Source organism: Nostoc sphaeroides (assembly GCF_003443655.1).
Taxonomy (GTDB): Bacteria; Cyanobacteriota; Cyanobacteriia; order Cyanobacteriales; family Nostocaceae; genus Nostoc; species Nostoc sphaeroides.
On the sequence record NZ_CP031941.1, the window covers coordinates 4457319 to 4482312 of the forward strand.

A 24994-nucleotide genomic window follows, 5' to 3' on the forward strand; every position below is an offset into this window, starting at 1 on the left:
AAAACTTTGGGATTTACTGATTTTGGCTCGGGCGATCGCATTCTACTTTGAGCATCCCTGGTTCATTCCTGATACACTTATTTACTTTACTCAGAGGAATTTATTTTCTAGAAAAACTCCAATTCTCAAGATGCATGAGGTTTAATTACCATGATTAATTCAATTGTGATCTATTTGCTTGATCTATTAGTTGAAAATCTGATATTGTAATAGCGTCCAGGTCAAACAATTCATGAGAATTCACACAATGATAATCGCAGATTTAACCTACGAAGAATTAGAAACTGCATTAGAAGCAAACATAGTTGGAGGACAAGCAGCACCTCCAGCCGTGTTCCAAGGAAGTTCAACTGGAGTAACTACCGTTGCGAACTTTAACCCCAACGGCTCTGCCACACTGGCTAATTCAACTAGTTCTTCCACCCTTACCGGATCGTTTCCTTCTTTCAACGTTAACTTTGGAACCAGCACAACTACTCAATCTGTACCAGTATTTCTTCCTCCTGCTTTGTAGGGCGTGTTTTCAAACTCGCTATATCCTTAGCTAGTCATAAGTTGCGTGCAAGTTTCTTTGCATGTTCATTTCTTTATTTTGCTACTCTCAAATGTTTGCGGGCATAAATACCCCGCTCTTTATTTAGTCCGATCAATCCCTTTTTCAAATTATAAATAAACTGAAAAACATTCAAATTGCATAATTAAATAAAATCAAACTCTTGTGGGCTGGCCCGAAAAGCCCGCTTTAATTATGCAAGTTAAATGTAGAACAGCTTATTAAGTTCCACCTGCTTGATATCTTTCTCAGATGAGCGAAGATGTCGCAGGTTTTTTTTTGATGATTGCCATTCTTATCAGAATAGAAATACTCCAACCCAACATCAACATAGTTGGTACATTTTGTTTGTTAAGTTGTTCCACATTTAGTTTGTAATAACAACATTCAACTGGTCGCGGCGAGAAGTCCCCCAGCATACATAAAAGTTGGTGGGGGAGGAACGCCTATGGAATACTGGGGACTGGGTACTGGGGGAAAGGGAAAAAGTTTTTTAAAATTTGGTGGTGGGTAAAAGCCCCCACCATAATTTTAAGGGTTTTACACCCAGTCCCCAATGCCTAATCCCCAGTCCCCAGTCCCTTTTACACCTTACCGGAAAAAGCTTTTGCTCTTAGCGCACAAAATTCCAAAATTGGCACAGTGTTGCCAAATACATAATCTCCAATCTCGCGCCGGAACCATCACCCGCCATAGGTTAGAAACCTACGGCTAATAGCGAAAGTCATCTCAAAGATGACTAAAGAAAAGTTAAAGAAATTAAAGGCTAATTGAAAACACAAAAAACCCCGACTTGATAGCCGAGGTAGATGGGAGAATTCCAAATGTCAATGAAATATACCGATGCCCAAATCTTTTTTTCTTAGCTAACACCAGTTAAATAGTTAAGTTTGGTCTTTGCTAACTTATGTAAATAAATATAACAATAACATTACAAATAGTCAACTAGACTTGACAAAAAAAGACTGATAGCTTTTATAAAAATTACTTATCAGGGACAGTATAGGATTATTTTTCAAGGTGTGGTGAGTGAAGTAGGGAAAATAAAACAGTTACTGGCTAAGATAGTGAGATGAAAATGAGAACCGATCGGCTGTAGAGAGTACAAAACTGAGTGATTAGCTGTATATAGCGGTTCCCATTCAGATCAGGTAAAAAATTATATTGCAAGGTGTAGGGGCACGGCAGTGCCCATACGTGTCAACTTAAGCTAAAAGTAGCAAAACTTTCAGCTTGACTCGCCCGCCTCGAACTAAAGTTCTTTAGCTAAAAGCCAAGGAACTTTAATTCCTTGCGGGACATGGCTTTTACGTTAAGTTGACACGCATCATGGGCACTGCCGTGCCCCTACGAGTGTACGTCACGCTTGCCGGGAAACGCTATAAATCAGGGTAGTTGGAATTAAGCCAAAGATTTGAGAAGCTAGCTACTAGATCACCAAAGTCTTTACAATTCCTTTGTTACCTCAAAAAATATTTCTCGACCTATGACGAATCAAGCTCCTATCCCGGTTATTGTCAACGGTGCTGCTGGTAAAATGGGCCGTGAGGTGATTAAGGCAGTAGCGCAAGCGCCAGACTTAAACCTAGTGGGTGCAATTGACCACAGTTTAGAACATCAAGATAAAGACGCTGGAGAGTTGGCAGGTTTAAGCGAACCCCTGGAAGTGCCAATTACGAATCAATTGGAACCGATGTTGGGGTATGTGGCTGGCGACAGACAGTCTCCTCCAGGGGTGATTGTAGACTTTACCCATCCCGATTCAGTTTATGACAATATTCGCAGTGCGATCGCTTATGGTATTCGTCCTGTAGTTGGCACCACTGGGTTAAGTCCCGAACAAATTCAAGACTTGGCAGACTTTGCCGACAAAGCTAGCACTGGTTGTCTAATTATTCCTAATTTTTCCATTGGTATGGTGCTATTGCAACAAGCTGCGATCGCAGCCTCTAAATATTTTGACCATGTGGAAATTATCGAACTGCATCACAACCAAAAAGCTGATGCACCCAGTGGTACTGCCATTCAAACGGCGCAGTTATTAGGAGAATTGGGTAAAACTTTTAACCCTGCTCTTGTAGAAGAAACGGAGAAATTAGCAGGAGCAAGGGGCAGTATAGCAGATGAAGGGATTAGAATTCATAGCGTGCGCTTGCCAGGGTTGATTGCTCATCAAGAAGTTATTTTTGGCGCAGCAGGACAGATTTATACTTTACGACATGATACGAGCGATCGCGCTTGCTATATGCCAGGAGTGCTACTAGCGATTCGCAAAGTCTTAGCGCTAAAGTCGTTAGTATATGGATTAGAAAAGATACTTTAAACAAACTATTGCTCATTCATCACTCAGACTCATGTTAGTACCACTGACTCGCCAGAAATTTGAACAAGTTATCCCCCTAATAGGCACTGGTTTGCAGTACAAGTACTATTGGGGGAAGTTCTCAAATTTTTTGCAACGGCTGTTAATTTCTGTAGTTGCCGTAGTTGTTATTTTGCTTGTGACAGTCGTTTTTAAGCTTGAGTTTGCTTCAATAGTATTTGTGGTGGGGGTAGTTAGCGCTTTTTTTTGGTTGTGGTATCCAGTGTTTCAAGCAAGTATGCGGAATTTGCAATGCCGCCGTTATAAGTATGGCGGCTTTTTCCGTGGTCGAGTTCTTGATTGGTGGATTACAGACCAGTTGATTGGCAAAACCGAAACAGTCAACAGCAAAGGCGAATTGGTGATTGTAGAAAACCGAGAAAAACAGATTAACTTAGAAGTTGGTGATGAAACAGGATTTAGCATTGAGTTTGTAGCACCATTACGTCCTGCCCACAAAGTTATAACTCGCGGTCAAATTGCAGAAATGGTAGTGATGTCAAATCGCCCAGATTTGAGCAGTATTGAAGAATTCAGCGATATATACTTTCCTAGCCGTGACCTATGGGTTAGCGATTATCCTTATTTACGGCGAGACTTCTTTAACGAAGTTGGTCGCCGCTTACGTGAAGACCAACAACAAAAGCCGCGTCGGCGGCGTCGTCCTATAGAAGAGTAAGGGACTTCCAAATAAAAAAATACTCGACTACATCTTGTGGGGTGGGCGACACGAGAACCCATAGCCAAAGGCGGACAAGATGTCCACCCCACAAGATTGGATAATTTATTTGTTGGAAATCCCTAAACTAGTCAGCAATCAAAAGATTTAGGAACGGGAGAATCCAGGCTCCTTGCTCGGCACTAATTAACAAAAATATCTGGATCTTCAATATTTTAAAATAGTATTTGCCATAAAGAGTCCGATAGAGCCGATGTTCCTAACTCCCGCGATTTCTATCTTGTCCATAGGCTTGCCAAGCTAAGTCTACCAATCCATCAGCGATCGCAGCTGCTACAACTGCATTACCTTTGCGGCTGTCAATTGTGATGTTAGGCACTAAGGAGTCTTGTAACCGTCTCTTAGCTTCATCAACATCTACAAATCCCACTGGAGTAGCAATTATCAAAGCAGGTCTAATTTCCTCAGCTTCAATTAAATCCACCAGTGCTGTTAGTGCTGTTTGCGCTTGTCCCACCACAAAAATGCCCTCTGGATAACGCTTTGCTAAGGTTTCTATTCCCCATGCTGCCCGAGTTTTTTCTTTTTGAGGACGTGTCAGAGCTTCCATGCTGCAATAGAGGGGATTGGCAAAGGTGTTTTGAATCTCGTAGGCAATACCTACTTGCACCATCGGCACATCTACCACAATTGTGGTACGCGCGGCGAGTGCTGCTGCTCCTGCTTGCAAGGCACGCTCAGAGAAACGAATCAAAGACTTATACTCAAAGTCAGCCGTAGAGTATATTACCCGACGCACAATCTCATACTCTGCGGGTGAAAAAACATGATTTTCAATTTCACTATCAATGATTGCTAAACTTTGAGCATCAGTTACGTGCCATTCCATTTTTGTTGAGCTTCTCAAATATTAGCTTTCAGCTTATCAGCTTCAGAGAGTGAGTAGTTAGGAGTTAGGAGTTATAAGTTAATTAAAAACTCCTCACTCCTCACTCCTCACTCCTCACTCCTCACTCATAACTCATTACTGGAAGAAGACCGACTGAAAACAGGAGATAGGTAGGCAACTAAGACGCCAATAAGAAACCCAGAGATATTGCGGACTAGAGGTAACCAGTCGCTTGTACGTGTCACTACTGGCCCAATGCCAAAGGCAAGAAACAAGATTCCCCACAAAGGTGAGAAAATTAAAGCCCATTGCCAAGCGAAAATTTGTCCTTTCTCGCGGGGTTGAGCTGCAAATCCACAAATCACCCCACCAATAACTGAGGTAATCAAGGTGAGAATCCATTGCTCTCGTGGCAGTCCGGGGACAACATTGCAACCACCTTTGAGCAAACAGCCTTTAACCGATTCTAAGGCTTGCAGAATGGCTTGGTCTTCGCCTTGTTCGCGGACAAAGTACAAATTACCGAAGCGGGTTTGCAGTTCTATCCAGAACGTCCGGGGTAAAAGTTCATAAACAGCATCGCCGACGCTAAAACTGAGGATGTTACCGCCACGAGAATCAGCAACGAGTAGAATGCTTTTATCATCCAAACCCCAATATTTTATAACTGCCCTACCTGGGGTACGGTCATACTGGGTTAATACTCGCAATTTCCAGCCCGTATCGGCTTCAAACTGCTCTAAATCTTTGACAAGCTTTTCTTCTTGCAGGATAGGAAGAGATTTTGCTAAATCTACAACTGGGGTAAAGGTGTTAGGGAGTAACTCAGGATTGTCATAAGCCAGGGCTGGGGGAGAATGCATTACCCAAATTGACCCAGCTAGGAAAAATACTGCAATAGATACCAGAATTCGTCGCCAAAAACAAGATTGCATGGACGTTTTTATACAAATATCAACGGTAAAAGCGAACAAGTTGTTTTAAAAGAGTAGTGGAAAAGTGATACTTCTTTACACTTGTTTACTTTACTCTAATCTAAGGGATCAAAGCAAAGCGTTTTTGATGAGTGGGGATTTAGAGTAACGTTTGTGATAACTTCAGATAAAGTGCATTTTGTCAATCAGTCTAAATACTGAAAATTTTTAAAAATGATAATCATATATGTTTTTAACAACTCAAAATTGACTAAGCCATAGCGAAGTTCCCCATACAATAAAAGGGGAATGATTAGAGGTGAGAGATGACTCAATACTGCGTAGGTTTTGAAGATTTGTAGGTTGGGTTGAACTTTAGTGAAACCCAACAAATTCCTGAAAATGTTGGGTTTCGTTCCTCAACCCAACCTAATAAACAGCAATAATTTACGGTCAAATCAAAGCAGCTTTATTCAATCTTCATCATCGAAATTGTTTTCCCAGCTAGCTGCGTCGCTGTAACCGTCATTAACGCGGTATACTTCTGCTTTGCTCCGACGATTTTCTTGCTTTAGCACTTCTCGTTCTCGCAACGTTAGTGGTGGTTTTTCATTGCTTGGCAGGCGATCGCTTGTTCGCTTTGTGGGTTTTTGGCGCGTGAAGTTTTTCCAAGCAGCTTTCACGCCAACAAAAATAGTACGTGTACCTACTTGCAGATTTTGAGCCTGTTTTTTGGCACTATCAAGACTTTGATCAACTTGTTTGACAACTTGACTAGCACTTTTTACACCTTCACCGACATCATCAGTTAAGTCAGCGATTTCTAAGCCAGTGACGCGGATAGCTTCTAGAGTGGGGGGTAATTCCCGCGAGAGTGTATCAAATAGCTTTTCTGCACTACGAGCAGCGCGTGCTAACTCCTGCAAAGCAGGTATTGCCGCCACTAAAACCGCAGTCAAACTTGTGGCGACTAAGAGTAAAGAAAGTCCCAACCAAAACAGGGAATCAATCACGGTTGTGTCATTTATGAGCGTTCTAATTGCTGCGGAAGAGAATCGGAGTCTTCAACAGATGTTTGCCGCTTCAAGACTTGGCTTTCTCGCTGACTGGCATCTACTCCTGCTGCGATCGCTTCCTGTAATCTATCTAAAGTCTCATCCCAATTTCGTAGTGCGATCGCAGAAAGACGATCTGCCTGGATTTGCACACTCGTTGATAAATCTTCTGCCAATTCTGGGATAGCATTGGCAGATTTTTTCAAAATTTTACGCGTTTCGCGCCCTGTGCGGGGAGCCACCAGCAAACCGGTCAAAGCACCGATGGTAGCTCCCAGCATCAAACCGCCAAAAAATACTCCAGAACGGTTATTAGACATCTTGTTATTTCTCTCCTTACACCCATTTTAGGTGGGTTTTCTCTCCTTGTAAGACTCCACCGATTTTATTCAGTTAATCTATCGTGACAAAATATCAGCCAAAAAGGTTGCTTTTATTCATTAAAATATCAAAACTACTAATTACTTATAATTCAAAACTCACGGCGTCCCCGTCTCAACGTGTCACCGCGTCCCTGTGTCAGCCCTAATTATAAATGTTTATGTGTTGACATAACTCATTTTCCAACAGTTCTTTTCGCTGGTGTTAACTCTAGCCTACGAAAATAACGCTGCCAGATTTGCTGTCCTAGCAAAAGTAGACTGATAATTTGCCGCACTTGTTGGATTTGCATTTGTAGCACTTGATTTTTCTGCCGTAAGTTATAAATATTTTCCTGGCTGAGATAAATATTTTCGGGTGCTTTATTCAGTGCTGCATGGGTACAACTTTCATAGACGGTTAAGCTATCTGCTATGTATGCTAACTGTCGCTTGAGTTGCCCCACCCGCCAAGCCACATAGAGTAGTATCAGCGAAACGAGGGTGTTAACGAGGATAACTAAAATAACCATTGTTTATCTTCACCAAATATCAGCTTTTTATGGAATAACGATCTGTTAGATGATGCTCTGAGCGATATTGAAAGGCTTTATAAGGTAAAATTTAGTCCAACAAAGGCTGATGGTTAAAAAATCGCCAATTCGCCAATCTTGTAACCACCAGATGCCCACAGTTCGCAAAACCACAGCTACAATTGCCTTAGATTCACGAATCGGGAAGGCAAAATCAACCCGTATGCTCAATAAGCCCCACCATTACTATGTTCCTCTCCTTAACCTGATAATCCTAGATCATTTGCAACCTTTGGGGAATGTAAGCACAATGGTATAGCCCCTTCAACAGACGGTGAGAGAACTACACTACACTCTTTACCGGAGGCTCTCCAGCATCACCTTTATTATTGTGCTTTTACCTCTAGCAATTTTCCAGTCTGTTACCTGAACTTAGGGACTTCCAAGTAAAAAAATATTCCATTGCTATTGTTCACTGTTGACCGTTGACGGTTCACGAGTTTTCAGTCAACAGTCAACAGTCAACAGTCAACGACTTTAATGTGGAATAATTTATTTTTTGGAGTTCCCTCAACTAACATTTTGCCTGCAAAAACCTAATTTGGGGTTCACCAAGCAAAAATTGCTGGATGTGCGTTGGGGAAAGCAGAAAGTTTATTAATTTCTTTCCCTTTAAAAAGTCTTGCTCTAATTCCCTCCTTTTTAAGGACGGGTTAGGGAGGTTAAAGCCAAAGCCTTAGCGTATTGCCTTTAACCTCTGAAGGCTTCCACCTGGTATTTCACTAATCCATTACTGATAATGATTATTTCTATACATCCAGTAGGAGTTTAGGATGTCAAAAAAATTACCATCAACTAATTCCTTCCGAGCTATTCTTGTTGCCTTGACGATTGGATTTGTTGGGTGTGGAAATCAAACTGCAAGAACTGCATTCACTCAGACTACCACTCCGGTAAATGAGAATCTTCCCAGAGTCGTTGCAACTACAAGTGTATTATGTGACTTAACCAAACAAGTTGCCGGAAATACAGTTAACCTCACCTGTTTAATTGACCCTAGTGCCAACCCTCAATTTTATAAACCAAAGCCGGAAGATCGTAGAGCCATTGAGCAAGCTAATCTTATTCTCTATAGTGGCTATAATTTAGAACCAAATCTGATCAAATTAATTAAAGTGACTAAAAACACTGCACCGAAAATAGCTGTTGGTCAACTTGCAGTGTCTAAGCCACAAAAATTTCAGAAAGGCGACAAGAATGTAACTAATCCTCATCTTTGGCACAATACCAAGAATACTATCAGGATGGTAGAGCTAATTAATAGTAACCTGAGAAAATTAGAATCTAACGATGCAGAGGCTTATACGAACAATACCAAAAGAATCACCAATGAACTCACTCAACTAGATAGCTGGATTAAGTCAAGAATTTCTAGTATTCCTGCCAAAAAACGTAAGTTAGTTACAACATCTAATGCACTGAGTTATTACGCTAAAGCATACGGTATTCCATTAGCAGGGGGATTGCAAGGTATTAGTAATAACGAAAACCTGACAGATGCAAGAGTCAAAAATTTGGTTACAAACATTAAACGGGCTAAAGTATCAACAATTTTTCCAGAGGCGGCAACTAACCCTAATTTGCTTCAATCTGTAGCAAGACAAGCTGAAGTTAAAATTTCTGACAGGAAGTTGTATGCTGAGGGACTTGGTGAACCAGGAAGCGAGGCGGACACTTATCAGAAAATGATGATTGCTAATACACGCACAATTGTAGAAGGTTTAGGAGGCACGTATTTAATGTTTCAAGCAAAAGCTGATAAGTAGTTATAACATCCATTGATAAATCTGATAAACCGAGTTTTTGTAGATTATATAAAATTCGGTTTATCAGCTTTTTTTTGAAAACGAAAAGGTGAATCCTATTGGTCTTTTAATCTGATATCAATAACAGTTGCGTTAAAGTTGTAGTTAAAGCCTTCCAACTCAAATGGCATTCCAATTTTAACTTTACTGCTACCTAGCACTAGTCCGCTTTCTGTGCTTTTGGCTTTACCTTCTAAGGTCAAAAGCATATCTGTACTAAAATTGTTGGTTTTTGGATCTGGCAATTCTTTAACAGTGCCATCAGGTTGGAAAACATTGACTGTTCTAGGTAGCTGTTGAACGGATTTAATCTCAATCTGTCCGTAGGGTTGATTGCGGATAATCACATTAGTTTTCCCGCCTTTTTTTAACCCGTTGTTGAATAATTGCTCAGGATCACGGACATTCAAACCACGAACTACTAAGTCTACTTCTATGGGTACTAGTTTCTCGCCAACTTGGGCAACACCCAAGCTAGATAAGATGCTAGACGAGACGACAAATATAACTAGCAGAGTTACCAGCGCCGCACCTAAATCTAAGAGGTTGATTTTGCCGAACAAACGGCCTTTTGAATCTAAAATAGCCATAAAAACTTTTCCGAGGTAATAACGAAGTAATTGATTGTAGCAAGAAGGTTTTCAATGGGAATAGTAATTTTCCCTATTTGTTAATAACTCAAAGCGACTGGGCGTTGCGGTTATGCGACATATCACGAGTTCGTAAGTTTGCAGGGGTAGCAGCTAACGCCCAAATTTTTGTCCGTTAAGACTGACGCACCGAGAAAGTAATATCTAGTGTTTAAGCCTATCTCTAGAGAGAATCTTTACCCCCCCGCAATTCGGTAGATTTGTGTAAGCATTAGCTGGATCACAACTTCTTTGGTCTTGAGTTAAGAATGCAACTTAGAATACTCTAAATCCGTCTCATAATTTGTCCCATAATTTTATGTTCTCCCGAAATAATCTTTAGAGCGTATTATGTTCAATTGGAAAGGTTTTGTTGCAAATTACCGTGTGTGGCGGCGTCGCTGGTTTTATCCCCTAATTTCGGTGGTAGTCGCCCTAAGTCTGTGCCTGAGTACACCCTTGCCTGGAAGAACTTTAGACTTCTTGCCTCTTATATTGCAGGGAGTCCAGGTACTTCAGCTTTCTAATATATCCGATCGCCAGGAAACTGATATTGGCAAACAGATTAATCAGGAAATTCTGGGGAGTCAAGTCAAACTTTACCGGAATTCTGAAGTTAATCGCTATGTAGAACAAATTGGTCGGCGTTTAGTAGCTAGTAGCGATCGCCCCAACCTTCCTTTTACCTTCCAAGTAGTTGATGATGATGCTATTAATGCCTTTGCAACTTTAGGAGGCTATGTATATCTCCACACAGGTTTACTGAAAGCCGCAGATAATGAAGCAGAACTTGCAAGTGTTATTGCCCATGAAATTGGTCACATTGGCGGGAAACACCTGGTTAAACAGATGCGGCAAAGAGCGATCGCTAGTGGTTTAGCAACAGCAACTGGTTTAGATCGCAATACGGCTGTAGGGATTGGTGTAGAACTTGCCTTGAATCGTCCCCGCAGTCGTCAAGATGAATTTGATGCTGATCAAAGAGGACTGCGAACTTTAACACGCGCTGGTTATGCCCAGTCTGGGATGGTTACTTTTATGCAAAAGCTGCTGAAAAAGGGTGGTTCTGTCCCGACATTTTTGAGTACGCACCCCGGAACTAGCGATCGCATTGATGGCCTCAGACGTGCGATTAACTCTCAACCTAGTAAGGGAAATTATGGCTTGGATAAGGGTAGTTATAAAACTAATATTCGACCATTAGTGAGGTCTTGAGGGCAGTTATCAGTTATCAGTTAAGAAAATCGTCTGTGATAACTGTTCACTGATTTGAGTCTCCCTCATCCCCCTCATCCCCCTCATTCTGCCCACTCCCCACTCTCCACTCCCGCTCATCTCGAATATTGCTCAATTATGGTTGCGGCGATCGACTTTGATTTTAGCTGGATTAACTCTGATCACTACATCTTCTAAAGGCAGGGTACGGAGATAGTCTTTAAAAATGTTAACTTGATAAACCAGCTTATTGGTGATATCTAATCCAGTCAACCAGCCACTCCGGGGATGATAAGCGCCAGTATCTATGTCTAGCCATCCCTCTCCTTGTGCCAGTTTACCAGGAGAAACATCCGGCAGAGTAAAGGTAATGGTGTGACCGATGATAATGAGCTTATCTGGAAAGTAGGGTTTTTCAATGCTGTGAAATTCCTCTCGTATCCAGCACAGTTGATCGGCAGTTTGTTCTGTCACCGACTTGGAAGGGTCAACACCAGCATGAGTTAACCAAATATCCCCCAAGTCGAGATATGTAGGCAAACTCTTGAACCAATCCAGATGGTCATCAGGGATTGAAGCCTCGTGGTAACTGGCTACGGTAGCTTGCCCCCCACTGTAGAGCCATGCTTGCATCGTTGGGGAGGAGGTTCTTTCATTGGTCAGAATGTTTAATAACATCTGCTCATGATTTCCCAACAAACATGAGTAGTTATGTCGCTTGACAAAATTAACTACTTGTGAACTATGAGGGCCGCGATCAATTAAGTCTCCCAGAAAATAGATTTGATCATCTGACGTGGGGGCGATCGCCTCCAGCAATGTCATCAAACCTTCATAGTGTCCATGCACATCCCCAATTACAATTCGTCTGGGGCTAGTTTCGCTCATTGTCTCTTAGCTTCAATAGTTTGGCTAATACTTCTGCTACAGTTTAAGCTGTCTGGTTTCCGTAATAGAAGGTAGAAATACTGAATAATTTTTATTTTAATTTAATTATTCCCCCATAAATAAAAAAATATCCCAAAACTGACGCAAAAATCCTCTCTATTCTCTTCTCTCTGTGTTCTCTGCGCGGCAGTTGCTACCCTGCGGGAACGCTAAGAGCGAACAAGTCGGGGAACCCGCCCAACGCACTGCTTTGTCTCTGTGGTTCGTTTATTTGGATCAGGACTTACGCAAAAATTGCCGAAAAGCTTAATTTATCGAACCGCCAGACGCTCGATGACTCGCTACCGCTTCGCTATCGCGCTTCGCGTCTCCAAGAGTTGACGCCATCGCGCAGCGTCTCGTTAGAGAAGAACGCCTTCTCTAACGAGAGGCTTCGCCAACGCGCAGCGTCTCGTAGAGAAGAATTCGTAGAGTGTGCGTAAGTCCTATGGATAATTTATTTCTTGGAGTTCTCTTATCTTAGTTATCCAAGATATTGGCTACTGCGGCATAAGCCTTGGGTTGGATAATTTCAAGCTTCCAGTCTGAAGAATAATCAGGCAACTCATAGCCAACACTCTTAACATGAGCCAACATCAACTCATCCCGTTGATGCCAAACTGTAAATATTCTCTCTCTGCCATCAGAAAGCGTTTCTAGATCGATTTGATAAACCTCATTCACCCGCTTTAGTTTCAAGCCCAACAAATTTAGCAGTCGGCTGAGTATTTTTATCGCTGAAACCTGCTCTTTCTCCCCGACTAAGTTAATACCAAGCGCTCTTTTAATATGTTTACTATGCTGAAAAACAATATTTTTCAGCAACATCAAATCTGGATGACTCTCAGTAAATTCTCTTTCTGCTTCGAGAAACTGAAGCATTCCTAAAGCTCTCATTGCCTCAACTTGGAGCGTGTAAGTTTTTAAATCTGGCAGAAAAACTTTCCCTTCACCCCAAGACAATTGCTGATGCCATTCTTGCTGATCTCTGACGTGAAAATACTCGCTTTCGTGAGTTAGATAATAATGAATTAACAGTTGACGATAATATCCTTGATCATCCTGTAATTTCAGCCAAGGAGTAACTTCTACACCATACCTTTGCCTAAGAACATATTTATTGATTTGGTTACGTTCTCCATCAGTCAGGGAATGCTTCACTAATAGCTGCTCATATTCTAAATAATCGATATTTTTAGCATTAGCTACAGCAGTTGCTACCGATAGTTGATTTTGCTGCTTAATATCTTTAATTTTGCGTTTAATATCTTTAGCTTTTTGACGGCTTTGCGCCCAATCTTTTTGAACTTTGACAATTTCTAAAATTAATCTTCTGCGGGTAGCTAAATCATCAGCATCAGTTGCCAAAAATGCAAGGCGTAAATCTCGAATAATATTATTGTGAACAGCATTACTCCGCATCTGAATTTGATGCCCATCAGCAATCAAACCATCTTGCATCGATTGACGGTAGAGGCGAATAGAAGCATTTACTCGTGCAGATAACTTGGCCCAAGTTCGCAAATGAATCGGGTCATGAACTAAAGGTAAATCCACATCTATTTTATGCAGTGGACTAAGCAAAGCTAAGTTTTCTTTTTGATTTTCTTGATACCAATCAGATAGCAAGCGATAATTTGTACTACCACTACCAATTAAGCCAATACCTCGTTTAGCACACCAGACAACACGCGGCACATCATCGCGCACTCTTGCTAATGCTTGTCTTGCTTCCGAGTCAGGAATTACCCCTTGAAAAATGCCATAAACTCGGTCGAAATGTTGGACATCAATACTAATTCCTGTACCAAGGCTAGGGGTAACAAAAACGCCGTCATATTCAGAGATTTTTTGATTGATAGCTGCGATAAAATCAACCGCTTCGTGTCCAGGTGTGTTTGTCGTGTGGCTACTAACTACCAAAGTTTTGGGAAATTGCCTTCGTAATTTTTGTAAGCGTTCTTTGAGATAACGTTCAATTGTTTCACAACTGTAACGCCCAGCGCGACTATCGGTAGTAACATAACATTTACGTCCAGCAAGTAAATCCAATTCCAGTTGGTGAATTAGTGGTGTTGGGTTTGGCGAATCATAAAAAGTTACGTCCCAACCATGCTGAGGTTTCCACTGGTTAAGAACTACCCAAGGTGTTAATTTAATTCCTGATAATCCCTGTAAATATTCAAGTGAAACATCTGATAAATCGGCATCTTGGGCAATTACTAACCCTCCAGTTGTTAAAACTGTGGAAATTAGTTGCTGGAATAATTTTAATATCTTTACACGCTTATGTTTACAAGTATTACTGTTTAATAGATGCCACAAAGACTGCTCTACTTCATCTAGAATTACTATTGCTCCCCGCCAATTTTCCGGGTTAAGTTTCCAAATAGAATCAACGCACAATCCAAGAGATTGCTGAGGTGAGAATGAGCGGAGAATGGGAGGAGCGGGGGTAAGTGTTTTATCAATCCTTTTCTCCGCATTTTCTTTATGTGTTCCCCATTGAATACCAATTTTTTCACACAAAAATCTTCCTAGTAGGATTCTGTGAGTAATTAACAAAACAGGTTGATTTCTAACTTTTGCTTGCTGAACAACGGATTGTAGGGCTGTAGTTTTACCTGTTCCTTTTGCTGATTTGACTCCGATTAATCCAGAAGTTGGGAAAGGTATTTCACCTATATAAGGGCGATTCAAGGTGAGAGCCGCAGGAATGCTTAACTCAGTGTGGGGTTTGGTTTGAGCAAGATAAATTTCTAAATCAACACTTTGACGATAAACTTTATCAAAACTACTTGCACCTTTCGCAACGATAAACTCATCAACTCCTTTTTCTATTCCTGGAAGTTCGATGACTTTAACAGTGCAATTTTTTTGCTGGAATAAACAACCAAGTTGAGAAATCGCATTATTTACAGCAGCAATTGTTTTAGGTTGAGTTTCAAAATCAAAGCAAATATAAAAACTACGTTTTGTAATTGCAAATGCTGCTAAATCAGGAATTAGCTGACGACGGGTAACTTTACCAAATTCATCTTTAACAACCCGATAACCACTGGTAATTCCGGGAATGGCAATAGCTGCATATCCTTGCGTCAAAAGTGTGGCTGCTTTCTTAACACCCTCGCAGAGAATCAGGGGAATGTTATGTTGCATCACCCATTGCCAAAAGCCTTCAGCTTCACCATCAGCAGTAATGGTGATATTGTCAGGCATGACCAGATTGTAACGTGCAGCGACTTGTTGCCACACTTGCAGCGTTACCCGCAAACAAAACACCCGCGTTGGTGTGCTGGGGGGATGCTCGTATTTGATGGACTTACCATTGTGATTCTGTCGGGGTTGGTTTGGCTTAAAGCATCCCCATTCCATCATTTGCCAATTATTCAAAGGGTCTAGCCCGGAACACCACCAACCACCCTCAGTGATATGAGCATAACGCTGCAACCAACTACTTTTCACCATTCCGGTATTGGTGCGAGGGAGTAGCTCAGAAATCAATAGGTACTCATAAGCTGTTACGCCTTGGAGTGACCTAAAATTGAGTTGCACTAGGTGTAAGTCTATACCACTATTATTGACTAATTCTTCAAGGTTTTGGGGGTGTAAATAGTGCAGATGCATAGGGAACCGCTCGAAGGGAAGACAATGAGATTAAAACATTAACATGCATCTGCTTTTTTGCTCTAAGAGAGATTGCGAGGCTTTTATGATTATTTTTTTACTTCGTTACAAGAGACACATCGGTTAAGGGTTTGGTAAGTTATTCTGCCTATTAGATCCCCGAAGTAATAATTTTGTATTGTGATATTTGTTCGCTTTTAATTTTTATTTATCAGTAAATTTTTTTGTTAAGGAATGCGATCGCTTGAGGGGTTGCAGCAGCGATCGCTATAGGGTAGTATCTTCGTACACCTTGGCATAAATCCAGCTACTACCTCAAACCAGCAAGGAGCTTAAGCCCTTAAGGTAGGGAACTTCCGCCACACTATACTAGAAACTCGGTGCAAGTATCTTAAAGTTTACATTTTATCAGAAATTAAAGGGTTTAAGACCCCAACCATTACACGTAGCGCAGTTTCAGTTGGGGTTTAAATCCCCATCTGAAACTCTCTTCAATTTTGAATGCGTGAATGCGTGAATGCGTGAATTGTTAATGGCTCTACGTTCCAAACCCAAGAGGTGATGTCTACGACGGGCTGTGACGCTCGTTGCGCTAAAGCATCTCCCCGAGTGAGATGACTCGCTAATGCTATCGGTGACGCACTAATGGGATCTATGCCAACTTCTGCGGCCATTGGCTATCGATCTCAATGCTGTTTGATTATGCGATCGCTATAAGTTATAACCATTTTACGAAATACCTGATACAAATATTTTGAAAACCGCTATTAACATCTGGCTTTGTCAAGATTCCTAAATGCACAAATAATGTTAAGAAATAAGAACATCTTCTGGAAACTACTGTTGACAAAGTTTATTTTCTATATAAAAGTAACTTCCTTGGTAAAAAAGGGATCTAGCCAGTTTGATTTTTGACTCTCCACTCCTTAGGGAGGCGGTTAGTCTCGAAAAACTCTGCTTTGTCTGATATCTACCTTAAACCAGAAGCAACCCAAAAATTGATAACATATTTTTAAACTATCAGATTATGTGGAAATCAAAGTTAATATTTAGATTTATACTGTCGTTTGCGGCGATCGCCACTAGCGTTCAGCTAAGTTCAGCGAGTGACTATGCTATAGCTCAAAGTGCATCTTCCAATCCGACTGTCGAATCTGGGCAACAAAATCAAGCTTTAGAAGATGCCAAGGTTGCTATGGCAGGAGTTGGCATAGGAGTCATCGCAAGCTTACTCATTTCTGGTTTATGGTATCAAAAACGTCGTTACCGCAAAATCCAGTCAGTTGCCAAAATAGACAGCTTTCGTGAAGAGTTTCTCTGCGGCTCTTTAGCAGATTATTACTTATCTAATTCTAAAGCAAATGCTTCACCTATAAATTCTCGGAAAACTTTAGCAACACCAACTAAAGAAGAAATATCCGATTCCTCTACTTCTGAGGAAACTTTAGCAACACCAACTAAAGAAGAAATATCCGATTCCTCTACTTCTGAGGAAACTTTAGTAACGCCAACTAAAGAAGAAATATCCGATTCCTCTACTTCTGAAACAAATAATCTAGCAGCAGAACCTACGCCAGCCGCAGCATCTAATTCCTTATCTGACTGCTATCAAAAGTTAATCGAGGAAATTATTACTACCGCCCTCAAAGGTAAAATCAGTTCCAAAGAGTTTATATATCGCCAATTAGTAGAAAATGTAAGCAGTGGTAATGGTGAAATCTTTGAACGCTGTTTGAGCGATCGCTCACATTCCACCCAATCTGAACTAGATCAGGTGATAAATTCTGGGAGTTTGTTCCAAAAAGAGACTCCTGAGTTAAAGAAAGCTCGTTTAAATCGTACCCTCAAAGCATTACAAAGTATTCAAGGGGAATGGGAACGAATCCAAAAACAAAAGCGAAATCAAGCCGCAGTCACCGCAGCTGTGCAACAAATTCTCACAGCCTCAGAAGCTTCTCACTTTTCAGTCTTGTTACAAATTATTGACCCCAACCAAAACCAAGTTTTCAGCCAAAATCAATTACAACAACTGGCGCAAGAGTTAAAGGAAGCGGTGTCTTCTCACGAGGATCTCCACCTAAAACAAGAAATACAACAACTAGCGATCGGCATTGCTAACGGCGTAGAATCCTATCAGCAATTAGAAGGTTCTCTTGTCAGTTGGATTTACGAGCCAGCAGCAACTCCATTAGAATTGAAAGAGTCCAGAGCAAAGCAAGACCCTTGGGCTTCATGGGCGCTAAAAGTCAGCAGTCCCTTGCCAAAACTGTTATTTTGTGCATTGGCTGATGGCGAATCTACAACGGAGATAGTTGTCCGCCAGTCTTATATAGATATGAAAGACTGGGTGGAGTTGACAGTAATTCTGCAAAGAATGCAGCAAGGTTTGGTGACTTGGTTTGAAAGACAACCCTATGATTCCAAATGGGGTACATCTGCGTCCATTGCCATTTTTCTCAGTTTCGCTGCAGTTTGGTGCGAGTTATCTAATGGTTTCCGTATCGCTACCAGTATCGATCGCAGCAAAGGCGAAGAATTAGCGAAAGCCTGTTTTCAGATTGTCTTACAAATCCTCAGAACTTTTGCCCATCGCGAATACTTTCCCCTTTACGGCGGAGTCTTTGCCTTTTTCGGTAGGGATTTGTTGCGAGATGCGATCGCTTATTTGGATACACCACTAAAAGAAGTGGAAGGTACTCAAGAAAAAGCGCGGATACTAACGCTGTTGGGCTATTCCCAGTTTATTTTAGGTAAATATCCAGAGGCTAACTCATTTCACCAGGAAGCCTTAGAAATTGCCCGCCAAGCCGGGGATCAACCCTGTGAAATTGCCAATCTCAACCACAATAGCCGTGTTTGCGTTGCTCAAAAAGATTATTCTCAGGCGATTAACTACAGCCAGAGGGCGTTAATTTTGGCTCGTCAAGCAGGCGATCGCTTAGGAGAAGCTCACGCCTTGGCAACTTTAGGCTATAGCGAAGTGTTTGCGGCACAGCAGATGGAACGCATAGAACCAGATGTCTATGAACAAGCAATAGAATACTTGCACCGAGGTTTGGAATTGTCAGAAAAATTGAGTGATTCACGATTTGGTATTAGCTTGGCGGCTCACCAAACTCAAGCTCTTTGTTACATCAGTCTTGGTATTGCTCACGTCGCCTTAGAAAAACCCCAAGCTGCTGTAGAATACCTAGAAAAAGGTACTGAGGCGGTGCAGTTTTCTAGTGATAAATATCTGCAAGGGCTAAACTTTTTGTATCTGGCAGAAAGTTACTACAACCTGAATAATTCCGAAAAAGCTGTATATAATAGCTGTCTGGGAATGTATTTATTAGAGCAAATTACTGCGGTGGAATGGCGGCAAGCGGCTGGGTTATTAACAATTTTACAGAGTAAATTAGGAGATGAAACCGTACAGCAATTAATAGTAAAGTACCGAACTAACATCATTAAATTTATTGGCGTGGACGGTTATGATTACTTGCCGCAATTGCTAGAAAAATACAAGCGATCGCACTAAGTTTTTGCAATAGATAGAGGTGCGTAGGCACAGTCCGCATCTATTGCTTTATTAGATCAGGTTAGGGTTTTAGATGTTAACCGTATTGTTGATTATCGGGGCAGTTTGACACCTGACGAGTATGAGCCTATTTCGATTGGACTTCAGCGTATGATTAGTCCCTGATCTTACAACAACGCAATTACTTCTTTATACTTTATTCAAAAAAAGTAAAGATAAAAGAATTACATTTGAAAAATAAAGTTTTGTAATCTCTTACTTTATACTTCTTCGTCCAATTGTAATCAGATAAATAAAAACTAATACGTAACCGAGAATATACGTATTTAGTTATAATATTAATTTTTTGAAAGTTCTAGGACTTACGCACGCTCTACGAATTCTTGGCGTTCTTGGCGTCTTGGCGGTTCGATAAATTAAGCTTTTTGGCAATTTTTGCGTAAGTCCTGAGTTCTTACTAACAAGAAAGGACACTCATAATGAGTGTCCTTTCTTGTTAGTGATATGATAATTGTGAATCTACGCCCCAACAGCTTCCTTCGTGGCGTACAAGACCTCAGCGTTGATTTCTTTGAAACCGCGATCACAGACAAATTTATTGGTGCTGCAATAGATTTATATTGTGTTAAATTAAATTATTAATGAATAGCATGTAAAATTTATAATTTACATTTTACAAATAGTTGCGATTGTTTCCACGCTAAAGAAGTACTCTCCTCTACTTGCTATGCGGGCATATAATAGGATTATAAACATCCGTAACTGCTGAATAAAATGGCTAAAACCTTAACAATACAGTTGTCAGATGAACTAGAAAGTAAATTAACTGCCCAGGCAGAAAAACTAAATCTATCTTTAGAAGATTTAATTCTGCAATCATTGTCTGAATCAGCTAAACAGGAAAATATCTCCGAATTCGATCCAATTTTACCTTTAATAGGTACATTGAAATTTGAGAATTCTGATGTAGGAGAAAACCACGATCAATATCTCCAGCAAACTTTGCAGCAGGAGTTAAAAATTGACGAATAAAGTCTTTATAGATACATCCGGGTGGGCTAATTTATTTATTGCAACTGATTCCTACCATGAACAAGCAAAGCAGTGCTTTCAACATAAACGTCAGCAAAATCAAGCAATGGTAACAACTAATTATGTTGTTATTGAACTGGTGGCTTTGCTGAATAGCCCTTTACGCGTACCTCGTCCGCAGTTATTTCAATACGTAGAAGCTGTTAGAACTGCTCCTTATATCAACTTGATTTATATTGAACCAACAATAGATTCAGCAGCTTGGGAGTTACTTAAAACTAGAGAAGATAAAGCTTGGTCTTTGGTGGATAGCACTTCTTTTATAGTGATGCAACAGCTTGGCATTAAAGAGGCATTAACCACAGATCACCACTTTGAACAAGCTGGCTTTATTCGTCTGCTGAAGTCAGAATAAGTAATAATAAAAGGCATTCATTAAGATATGCCCTTTATTATTAAAAATTCGCTAACTTTTTAACCTACGCCCCGACAGCTTCTTTCGCGGCGTACAATACCTCAGCGTTGATTTCTTTGAAACCGCGATCGCGGGCAAATTTTTCAGTATTTCGCTTCACTTTACCGCGAACAAATCCCGGAATCTTATTCAATTCTGCTTGACCATCTTTTGTCCAATTCAAATCAGAATCAGCAGAAATTCCTCTAGTAATAACTTCTTTGGTATCGTGACCGCCGAAGATTTCTAATAGGTGATCTTCCATTCCCAAAGTGAAGGAATTGTAGATCAAATCTGTAATCTGATTCGTGCCTTCGTAACCCATAAATGGTTTGTAACCAATGGGGAAGTTTTGGACGTGGATTGGTGCTGCAATTACACCGCAGGGAATATCTAAGCGCTTACCAACGTGGCGTTCCATTTGGGTGCCGAAAATGGCAGAGGGTTCGACACGAGCGATCGCATCCCCAATTTCACCATGATCTTCGGAAATTAGCACTTCATCGCAATACTCGCTCACCTGTTCGCGGAACCAGTCTGCATCATATTTGCAGTAGGTTCCAGCCCAAACAACATGAATCCCCATTTCTCGCGCCAGAATCTTGGTAATGGCGGCGGCGTGGGTGTTGTCACCAAAAACCACAGCTTTTTTGCCAGTCAAGTTTTGACAGTCAATTGAACGGGAGAACCAAGCAGCCTGAGAGACATGCAGGGTTTGCTCATTGATGAAATCTTCGTAATCAACTTCTGCACCTTGAGCGTTAATAACCTGCTGAATCTTGCGAATACAACGGGCAGTTTCCACGACCCCCATTGGAGTAATGTCTATATAAGGTGTGCCAAATTGTTCTTCCAGGTAACGAGCTGTGGTCAAACCGAGTTCACGGTAAGGCACTAGGTTAAACCAGGCTTGGGACATCTTTTTCAAGTCATTCACCGAAGCACCTTCGGGAATTAAGGTATTTACCTCAATTCCTAAGTCAGCCATCAGCCGTTTCAGTTCGGTGCAGTCGTGATTGTTGTGGAAACCAAGGGTAGTAGTACCGATGATGTTCACCGAGGGTTTCGCAGTTTTACCCTCTGGTAATTCGCCCCGCTTCCGGGCTTTTTCAATGTAGTATTGGACAATTTGATCCAAAGTGCGATCGGCGGCTTGCAGTTCGTTGTAGCGGTAGTGGTTCACATCCGCCAGCATTACGTCTCCTTTTGCTTCCAACTGCGCCCGTTCGACAAAGTTGTGCAAGTCTTCTTGCAAAATGCTGGAGGTGCAAGTGGGAGTTAACACAATCAAATCTGGGTGTTCCTCGGCATCCTTGCGGGTGATGTTATCTACCACCTTCTCTTGAGAACCACGCGCCAAAACGTTGCGATCGACGACACTGGTTGTCACCGGAGTAAAATCCCTCTCCCGCGATAGCATGGAGCGCATGACGTTAAAGTAGTCATCGCCAATGGGGGCGTGCATGATCGCATGGACATTTTTAAAAGAGCTAGCGATTCGCAGAGTGCCGATGTGGGCTGGGCCTGCATACATCCAGTAAGCCAATTTCATGTTTGTGTTCTCCCTTTTCAACAGAAATAACACGGAGTCCGATAAAAGTGGACTATAAGTGCTTGATTATTATTAAATCGTTTCTGATTGTCTCAAAAGTTGTATCCCTGATGAAGTGAAGACTTGTAAGGGTTTTAGCTGCGGTGTGTAGGCGTAGGCATGGCTCAAACCTTCTTCCTGATTGGAATCTAGCTTCTGAATTTAATAATATTACTGTTGCTTTTTTAAAATAAATCTTAATTTTTCGGCAAATTTGTTTTCAAGGTGGGGCGGTGTATTATACCAATTTTGTATGAAGATGCGCTAAATCAGATTTAAGTACAAGAAAGAAGAAACAAAAACGAACCGCAAAGGACGCAAAGGACGCAAAGAACATTAACAAAGAAGTTAAAAGGGTTTGGCGCAGCCTGATAAAGAAATAGTAAGCTAAAAAACATCTAACTTGGATAATCGAGTTAAATATAACTCTTGTGGGGTGGGCATCCTGCCCGCCCAGTATATGCAAGTTTATTTGTGGAACAGTTTATTAACTATCACCAAGAAATTTATAAAATTTATGTACAACTTCCCAAAAAGCACAAACATCCTCTCAGAGGATGTTTGTAAATAATTAGGTTGTAGTATCAATATCCCCCTAACCCTCTTTAAACAAGCAAAAAAGGGAGAATAACACTAATGCAGTTTGTTCATTCGAGGGCGTAGAAATTAACCTAGACAGGTATTAATTACTGCCGAAAAATTTCTACTTTTTCTAACACTATGTCTTGATTAGGACGATCTCTAGTTGTAGGAACATTGGCGATGCGGTTGACTATATCCATACCTTCGACAACTTTACCAAAAACACTGTGTTTGCGGTCAAGATGAGGCGTTGGCCCTTCTGTAATGAACCATTGCGAACCATTAGTACCGCGTCCTGCATTTGCCATTGAGAGGATACCCGCACTAGAGTGTTTCAATTCAGGATGAAATTCATCTTCAAATTGATATCCCGGGCCACCAGTACCCCAACGGTTGGCCATATCTGGATAACGAGCCAGGGGATCGCCACACTGAATCATAAAATCAGGGATGACTCGGTGAAAGCGAACTCCATCGTAGGCAGGAGTCCCTTTCTGAGATTGACCTGTCTTAGGGTCTTTCCAGTCGATTGTCCCGGTTGCTAAACCTACAAAATTTTTGACGGTGTTGGGGGTTTTGTCTTCCTCCAAACGAACTATAATTTGACCCAAGGAAGTAATTAAACGAGCGTGCAGTGTCCCATCACCGGGAATATTAATTTCTGGAAAATTCATGAGCTATCCTATGAATGAAAACTGTCAGTAAGTAAGTCGGTGTGAATAATTCAAACTATGTGTTTTTTAATGTAAAATTATTGTAATCCATTTCGTAGTAAGGACTTCAGTCCTTCTTTTAGGACTGAAGTCCTTACTACAAACATGCAAATTATTTCCGCCGTCTTACTTATTTGACCTACGATAAGCTTATCAGCATTCAAGTTACAGGTTTACAGATTACGAAAAAACTAAACTAAGGAAACTTTAAAAAACGAATATTTTACTCTGGTAAATTAATCGCTAGATTACGGCTAAAGAATCCTCTAGGGATTAGCTTAAAGCCAACTCGGTGAATAGGTATCACAGGCCAATCTTGCGATCGCAGAACATGAGTTATACCCATTGTGTACCACAGCACGATATCTTCACCCATCAATGATTCATCGTCTGCAATATATTTTGGCAAACCCTGTTCTGGTTGAGTCTGGGTGAGATAATCGCCGCCAGCATAGAGTTCAGCAGCTTTATATTTTGTTACCAGACGTGGTGAGTCGCAAATTCTGCCTTTTGACGGATGTTTGAGCCTTCCACAGGGAAAAATATGGAATTTCCACCAGGCATTAGCATATATCTAGGTGCAGCCCCTAGCGCTTAACAAGTGGTAGGGGTTTAAGTCAAGAGCTTCTATCAAGCAGCGCGTGAAAGTGTCGGGGTCTAAATCCCCGTCACAAAACGTAATTGCGTTAGCGCAGCGTTAGCGACGTAGGAGCGTCATTGCGAATTGCGAATTGCGAATTGTTTTAATCATCTTTTACATTTTTACAAAAGAGTTATAGTTATCTATTTCCAAGCTTAAGCATGAAAACCGATAAATTAAGAGGCTAAAGCCAAATTAATTTGTTAATAGTTAGCCAGTAGGGAGTAGGGAGAAATAAACAATGCCCAATGCCCAATTTACGCAGAAACTAAACGACGTAAAGATTCAGCACGGCGTTTAGCAATAGGGTTATTTGGAGCCAATTTTAGTGCTTCTTCGTAACTTTGTAACGCCTGAGTAGTTAACTTTTTCTTTTCATAAGCATGACCGAGATTATTCAACCCTGTTACGTAGTCTGGTTTAGCTTTTAGGGCTTCTTTATACTGACGAATTGCTAGGTCATATTGCTCTTGAATAAAATAAATATAACCCAGCCCGTTGTAAATAGGGGCAATATTTTCTTCTCCCTCTTCTTGAGCCGCTTTGATAGCTTTTTGAAACAGCAGTATCGCTTGGGAATACATTTTTTTGTCTGAATAAATACTGCCTAACTCGTAATATTCTTGAGTCGTACCCTTTTCTTTTTCTAACTTCTTCCGCAATCTTGCAAAGGAGCCTTCAATCTTGCGAGTTTTGAAAATCTGGCGAAAAACACTCACGGCTGCAATTGTGAGTATAACCACCAAAACTGAGAGATAAACAACGGCTAGACTGTTATCCATTGCTGCAAATACAAATATTATAAAGTTTGTTATTTGTCATTTGTCCTTTGTCATTTGTTATTCACTAATGACT

Annotated in this window: 21 protein-coding genes and 1 pseudogene; 8 read left to right on the forward strand and 14 right to left on the reverse strand. The window is 41.0% G+C overall.

Annotation, left to right across the window (positions count from 1 at the left end):
* The first annotated feature begins 232 nt into the window (after positions 1 to 232).
* The 3 genes from D1367_RS19840 (at position 233) to D1367_RS19850 (ending at position 3594) form a co-directional block, all read left to right on the forward strand.
* Positions 233 to 514, forward strand: a complete 282-nt coding sequence (locus D1367_RS19840) for a hypothetical protein (RefSeq protein WP_181984894.1) — start codon at positions 233 to 235, stop codon at positions 512 to 514.
* 1525 nt (positions 515 to 2039) lie between these two features.
* Positions 2040 to 2876 (forward strand): 4-hydroxy-tetrahydrodipicolinate reductase, encoded by an 837-nt coding sequence (dapB, locus tag D1367_RS19845; RefSeq protein ID WP_094350135.1) that lies wholly within the window; start codon positions 2040 to 2042, stop codon positions 2874 to 2876.
* Positions 2877 to 2907: 31 nt separating this feature from the next.
* The gene (locus D1367_RS19850) at positions 2908 to 3594 is read left to right on the forward strand and encodes a phosphate ABC transporter permease (protein WP_118167904.1); all 687 of its coding nucleotides are present in this window, start codon (positions 2908 to 2910) and stop codon (positions 3592 to 3594) included.
* 259 nt (positions 3595 to 3853) lie between these two features.
* Here the strand turns inward: D1367_RS19850 and D1367_RS19855 are convergent, their stop codons facing one another.
* The 6 genes from D1367_RS19855 to D1367_RS30180 form a co-directional block, all read right to left on the reverse strand.
* Positions 3854 to 4483 (reverse strand): precorrin-8X methylmutase, encoded by a 630-nt coding sequence (locus D1367_RS19855; protein WP_118167905.1) that lies wholly within the window; start codon positions 4481 to 4483, stop codon positions 3854 to 3856.
* 125 nt (positions 4484 to 4608) lie between these two features.
* Positions 4609 to 5418, reverse strand: a complete 810-nt coding sequence (locus tag D1367_RS19860; RefSeq protein WP_118167906.1) for a TPM domain-containing protein — start codon at positions 5416 to 5418, stop codon at positions 4609 to 4611.
* A gap of 452 nt (positions 5419 to 5870) precedes the next feature.
* A complete protein-coding gene (locus D1367_RS19865; RefSeq protein ID WP_118167907.1) occupies positions 5871 to 6410 on the reverse strand; it encodes a DUF948 domain-containing protein in 540 nt (179 codons plus the stop codon).
* A gap of 11 nt (positions 6411 to 6421) precedes the next feature.
* Positions 6422 to 6772 carry a YtxH domain-containing protein gene (locus D1367_RS19870; RefSeq protein ID WP_118167908.1) on the reverse strand — a complete coding sequence of 117 codons (351 nt, stop codon included), beginning with the start codon at positions 6770 to 6772 and terminating at the stop codon, positions 6422 to 6424.
* A 236-nt stretch (positions 6773 to 7008) separates the two neighbouring features.
* Entirely contained in the window at positions 7009 to 7344 is a 336-nt protein-coding gene (locus D1367_RS19875; RefSeq protein WP_118167909.1) for a hypothetical protein, read from the reverse strand.
* Between the two features lie 45 nt (positions 7345 to 7389).
* Positions 7390 to 7575 carry a hypothetical protein gene (locus D1367_RS30180; protein ID WP_147337387.1) on the reverse strand — a complete coding sequence of 62 codons (186 nt, stop codon included), beginning with the start codon at positions 7573 to 7575 and terminating at the stop codon, positions 7390 to 7392.
* A gap of 602 nt (positions 7576 to 8177) precedes the next feature.
* On the opposite strand from D1367_RS30180, the gene D1367_RS19885 reads away from it, so the two are divergent.
* Positions 8178 to 9170: a metal ABC transporter solute-binding protein, Zn/Mn family gene (locus D1367_RS19885; RefSeq protein WP_118167911.1), complete on the forward strand. Its 993-nt coding sequence runs from the start codon at positions 8178 to 8180 to the stop codon at positions 9168 to 9170.
* 95 nt (positions 9171 to 9265) lie between these two features.
* Here the strand turns inward: D1367_RS19885 and D1367_RS19890 are convergent, their stop codons facing one another.
* Positions 9266 to 9799 (reverse strand): DUF4330 domain-containing protein, encoded by a 534-nt coding sequence (locus tag D1367_RS19890; protein WP_118167912.1) that lies wholly within the window; start codon positions 9797 to 9799, stop codon positions 9266 to 9268.
* Positions 9800 to 10189: 390 nt separating this feature from the next.
* Here D1367_RS19890 and D1367_RS19895 point away from each other — a divergent pair, with 390 nt between their 5' ends.
* The gene (locus tag D1367_RS19895) at positions 10190 to 11053 is read left to right on the forward strand and encodes a M48 family metallopeptidase (RefSeq protein WP_118167913.1); all 864 of its coding nucleotides are present in this window, start codon (positions 10190 to 10192) and stop codon (positions 11051 to 11053) included.
* A gap of 132 nt (positions 11054 to 11185) precedes the next feature.
* Here D1367_RS19895 and D1367_RS19900 read toward each other — a convergent pair whose 3' ends face one another.
* The 3 genes from D1367_RS19900 to D1367_RS31835 all read right to left on the reverse strand — a co-directional run bounded on the left by D1367_RS19900 (position 11186) and on the right by D1367_RS31835 (position 16281).
* Positions 11186 to 11941, reverse strand: a complete 756-nt coding sequence (locus tag D1367_RS19900; protein ID WP_118167914.1) for a metallophosphoesterase family protein — start codon at positions 11939 to 11941, stop codon at positions 11186 to 11188.
* Positions 11942 to 12460: 519 nt separating this feature from the next.
* On the reverse strand, positions 12461 to 15607 hold the full coding sequence (locus D1367_RS19905; RefSeq protein ID WP_118167915.1) for a plasmid replication protein, CyRepA1 family: 3147 nt from the start codon (positions 15605 to 15607) through the stop codon (positions 12461 to 12463).
* 491 nt (positions 15608 to 16098) lie between these two features.
* The gene (locus D1367_RS31835; protein WP_220450964.1) at positions 16099 to 16281 is read right to left on the reverse strand and encodes a hypothetical protein; all 183 of its coding nucleotides are present in this window, start codon (positions 16279 to 16281) and stop codon (positions 16099 to 16101) included.
* A 353-nt stretch (positions 16282 to 16634) separates the two neighbouring features.
* On the opposite strand from D1367_RS31835, the gene D1367_RS19910 reads away from it, so the two are divergent.
* The 3 genes from D1367_RS19910 (at position 16635) to D1367_RS19925 (ending at position 20574) form a co-directional block, all read left to right on the forward strand.
* Entirely contained in the window at positions 16635 to 19127 is a 2493-nt protein-coding gene (locus D1367_RS19910; RefSeq protein ID WP_338042130.1) for a tetratricopeptide repeat protein, read from the forward strand.
* Between the two features lie 774 nt (positions 19128 to 19901).
* Positions 19902 to 20159: a hypothetical protein gene (locus D1367_RS19920; RefSeq protein WP_118167916.1), complete on the forward strand. Its 258-nt coding sequence runs from the start codon at positions 19902 to 19904 to the stop codon at positions 20157 to 20159.
* Entirely contained in the window at positions 20149 to 20574 is a 426-nt protein-coding gene (locus D1367_RS19925; protein ID WP_118167917.1) for a type II toxin-antitoxin system VapC family toxin, read from the forward strand. Before D1367_RS19920 ends, D1367_RS19925 begins: the two co-directional genes overlap by 11 nt.
* Before the next feature lie 64 nt (positions 20575 to 20638).
* Here the strand turns inward: D1367_RS19925 and bchB are convergent, their stop codons facing one another.
* From bchB to D1367_RS19945, 4 genes and pseudogenes are all read right to left on the reverse strand, one after another.
* Positions 20639 to 22165, reverse strand: coding sequence for a ferredoxin:protochlorophyllide reductase (ATP-dependent) subunit B (bchB, locus tag D1367_RS19930; protein ID WP_118167918.1), 1527 nt, complete (start codon positions 22163 to 22165; stop codon positions 20639 to 20641).
* A gap of 725 nt (positions 22166 to 22890) precedes the next feature.
* A complete protein-coding gene (locus tag D1367_RS19935) occupies positions 22891 to 23460 on the reverse strand; it encodes a peptidylprolyl isomerase (RefSeq protein ID WP_118167919.1) in 570 nt (189 codons plus the stop codon).
* 262 nt (positions 23461 to 23722) lie between these two features.
* A pseudogene (locus D1367_RS19940) lies at positions 23723 to 24090 on the reverse strand (copper amine oxidase); the annotation flags it as partial.
* A 306-nt stretch (positions 24091 to 24396) separates the two neighbouring features.
* Positions 24397 to 24921, reverse strand: a complete 525-nt coding sequence (locus tag D1367_RS19945) for a tetratricopeptide repeat protein (RefSeq protein ID WP_118167920.1) — start codon at positions 24919 to 24921, stop codon at positions 24397 to 24399.
* Positions 24922 to 24994 lie beyond the last annotated feature (73 nt).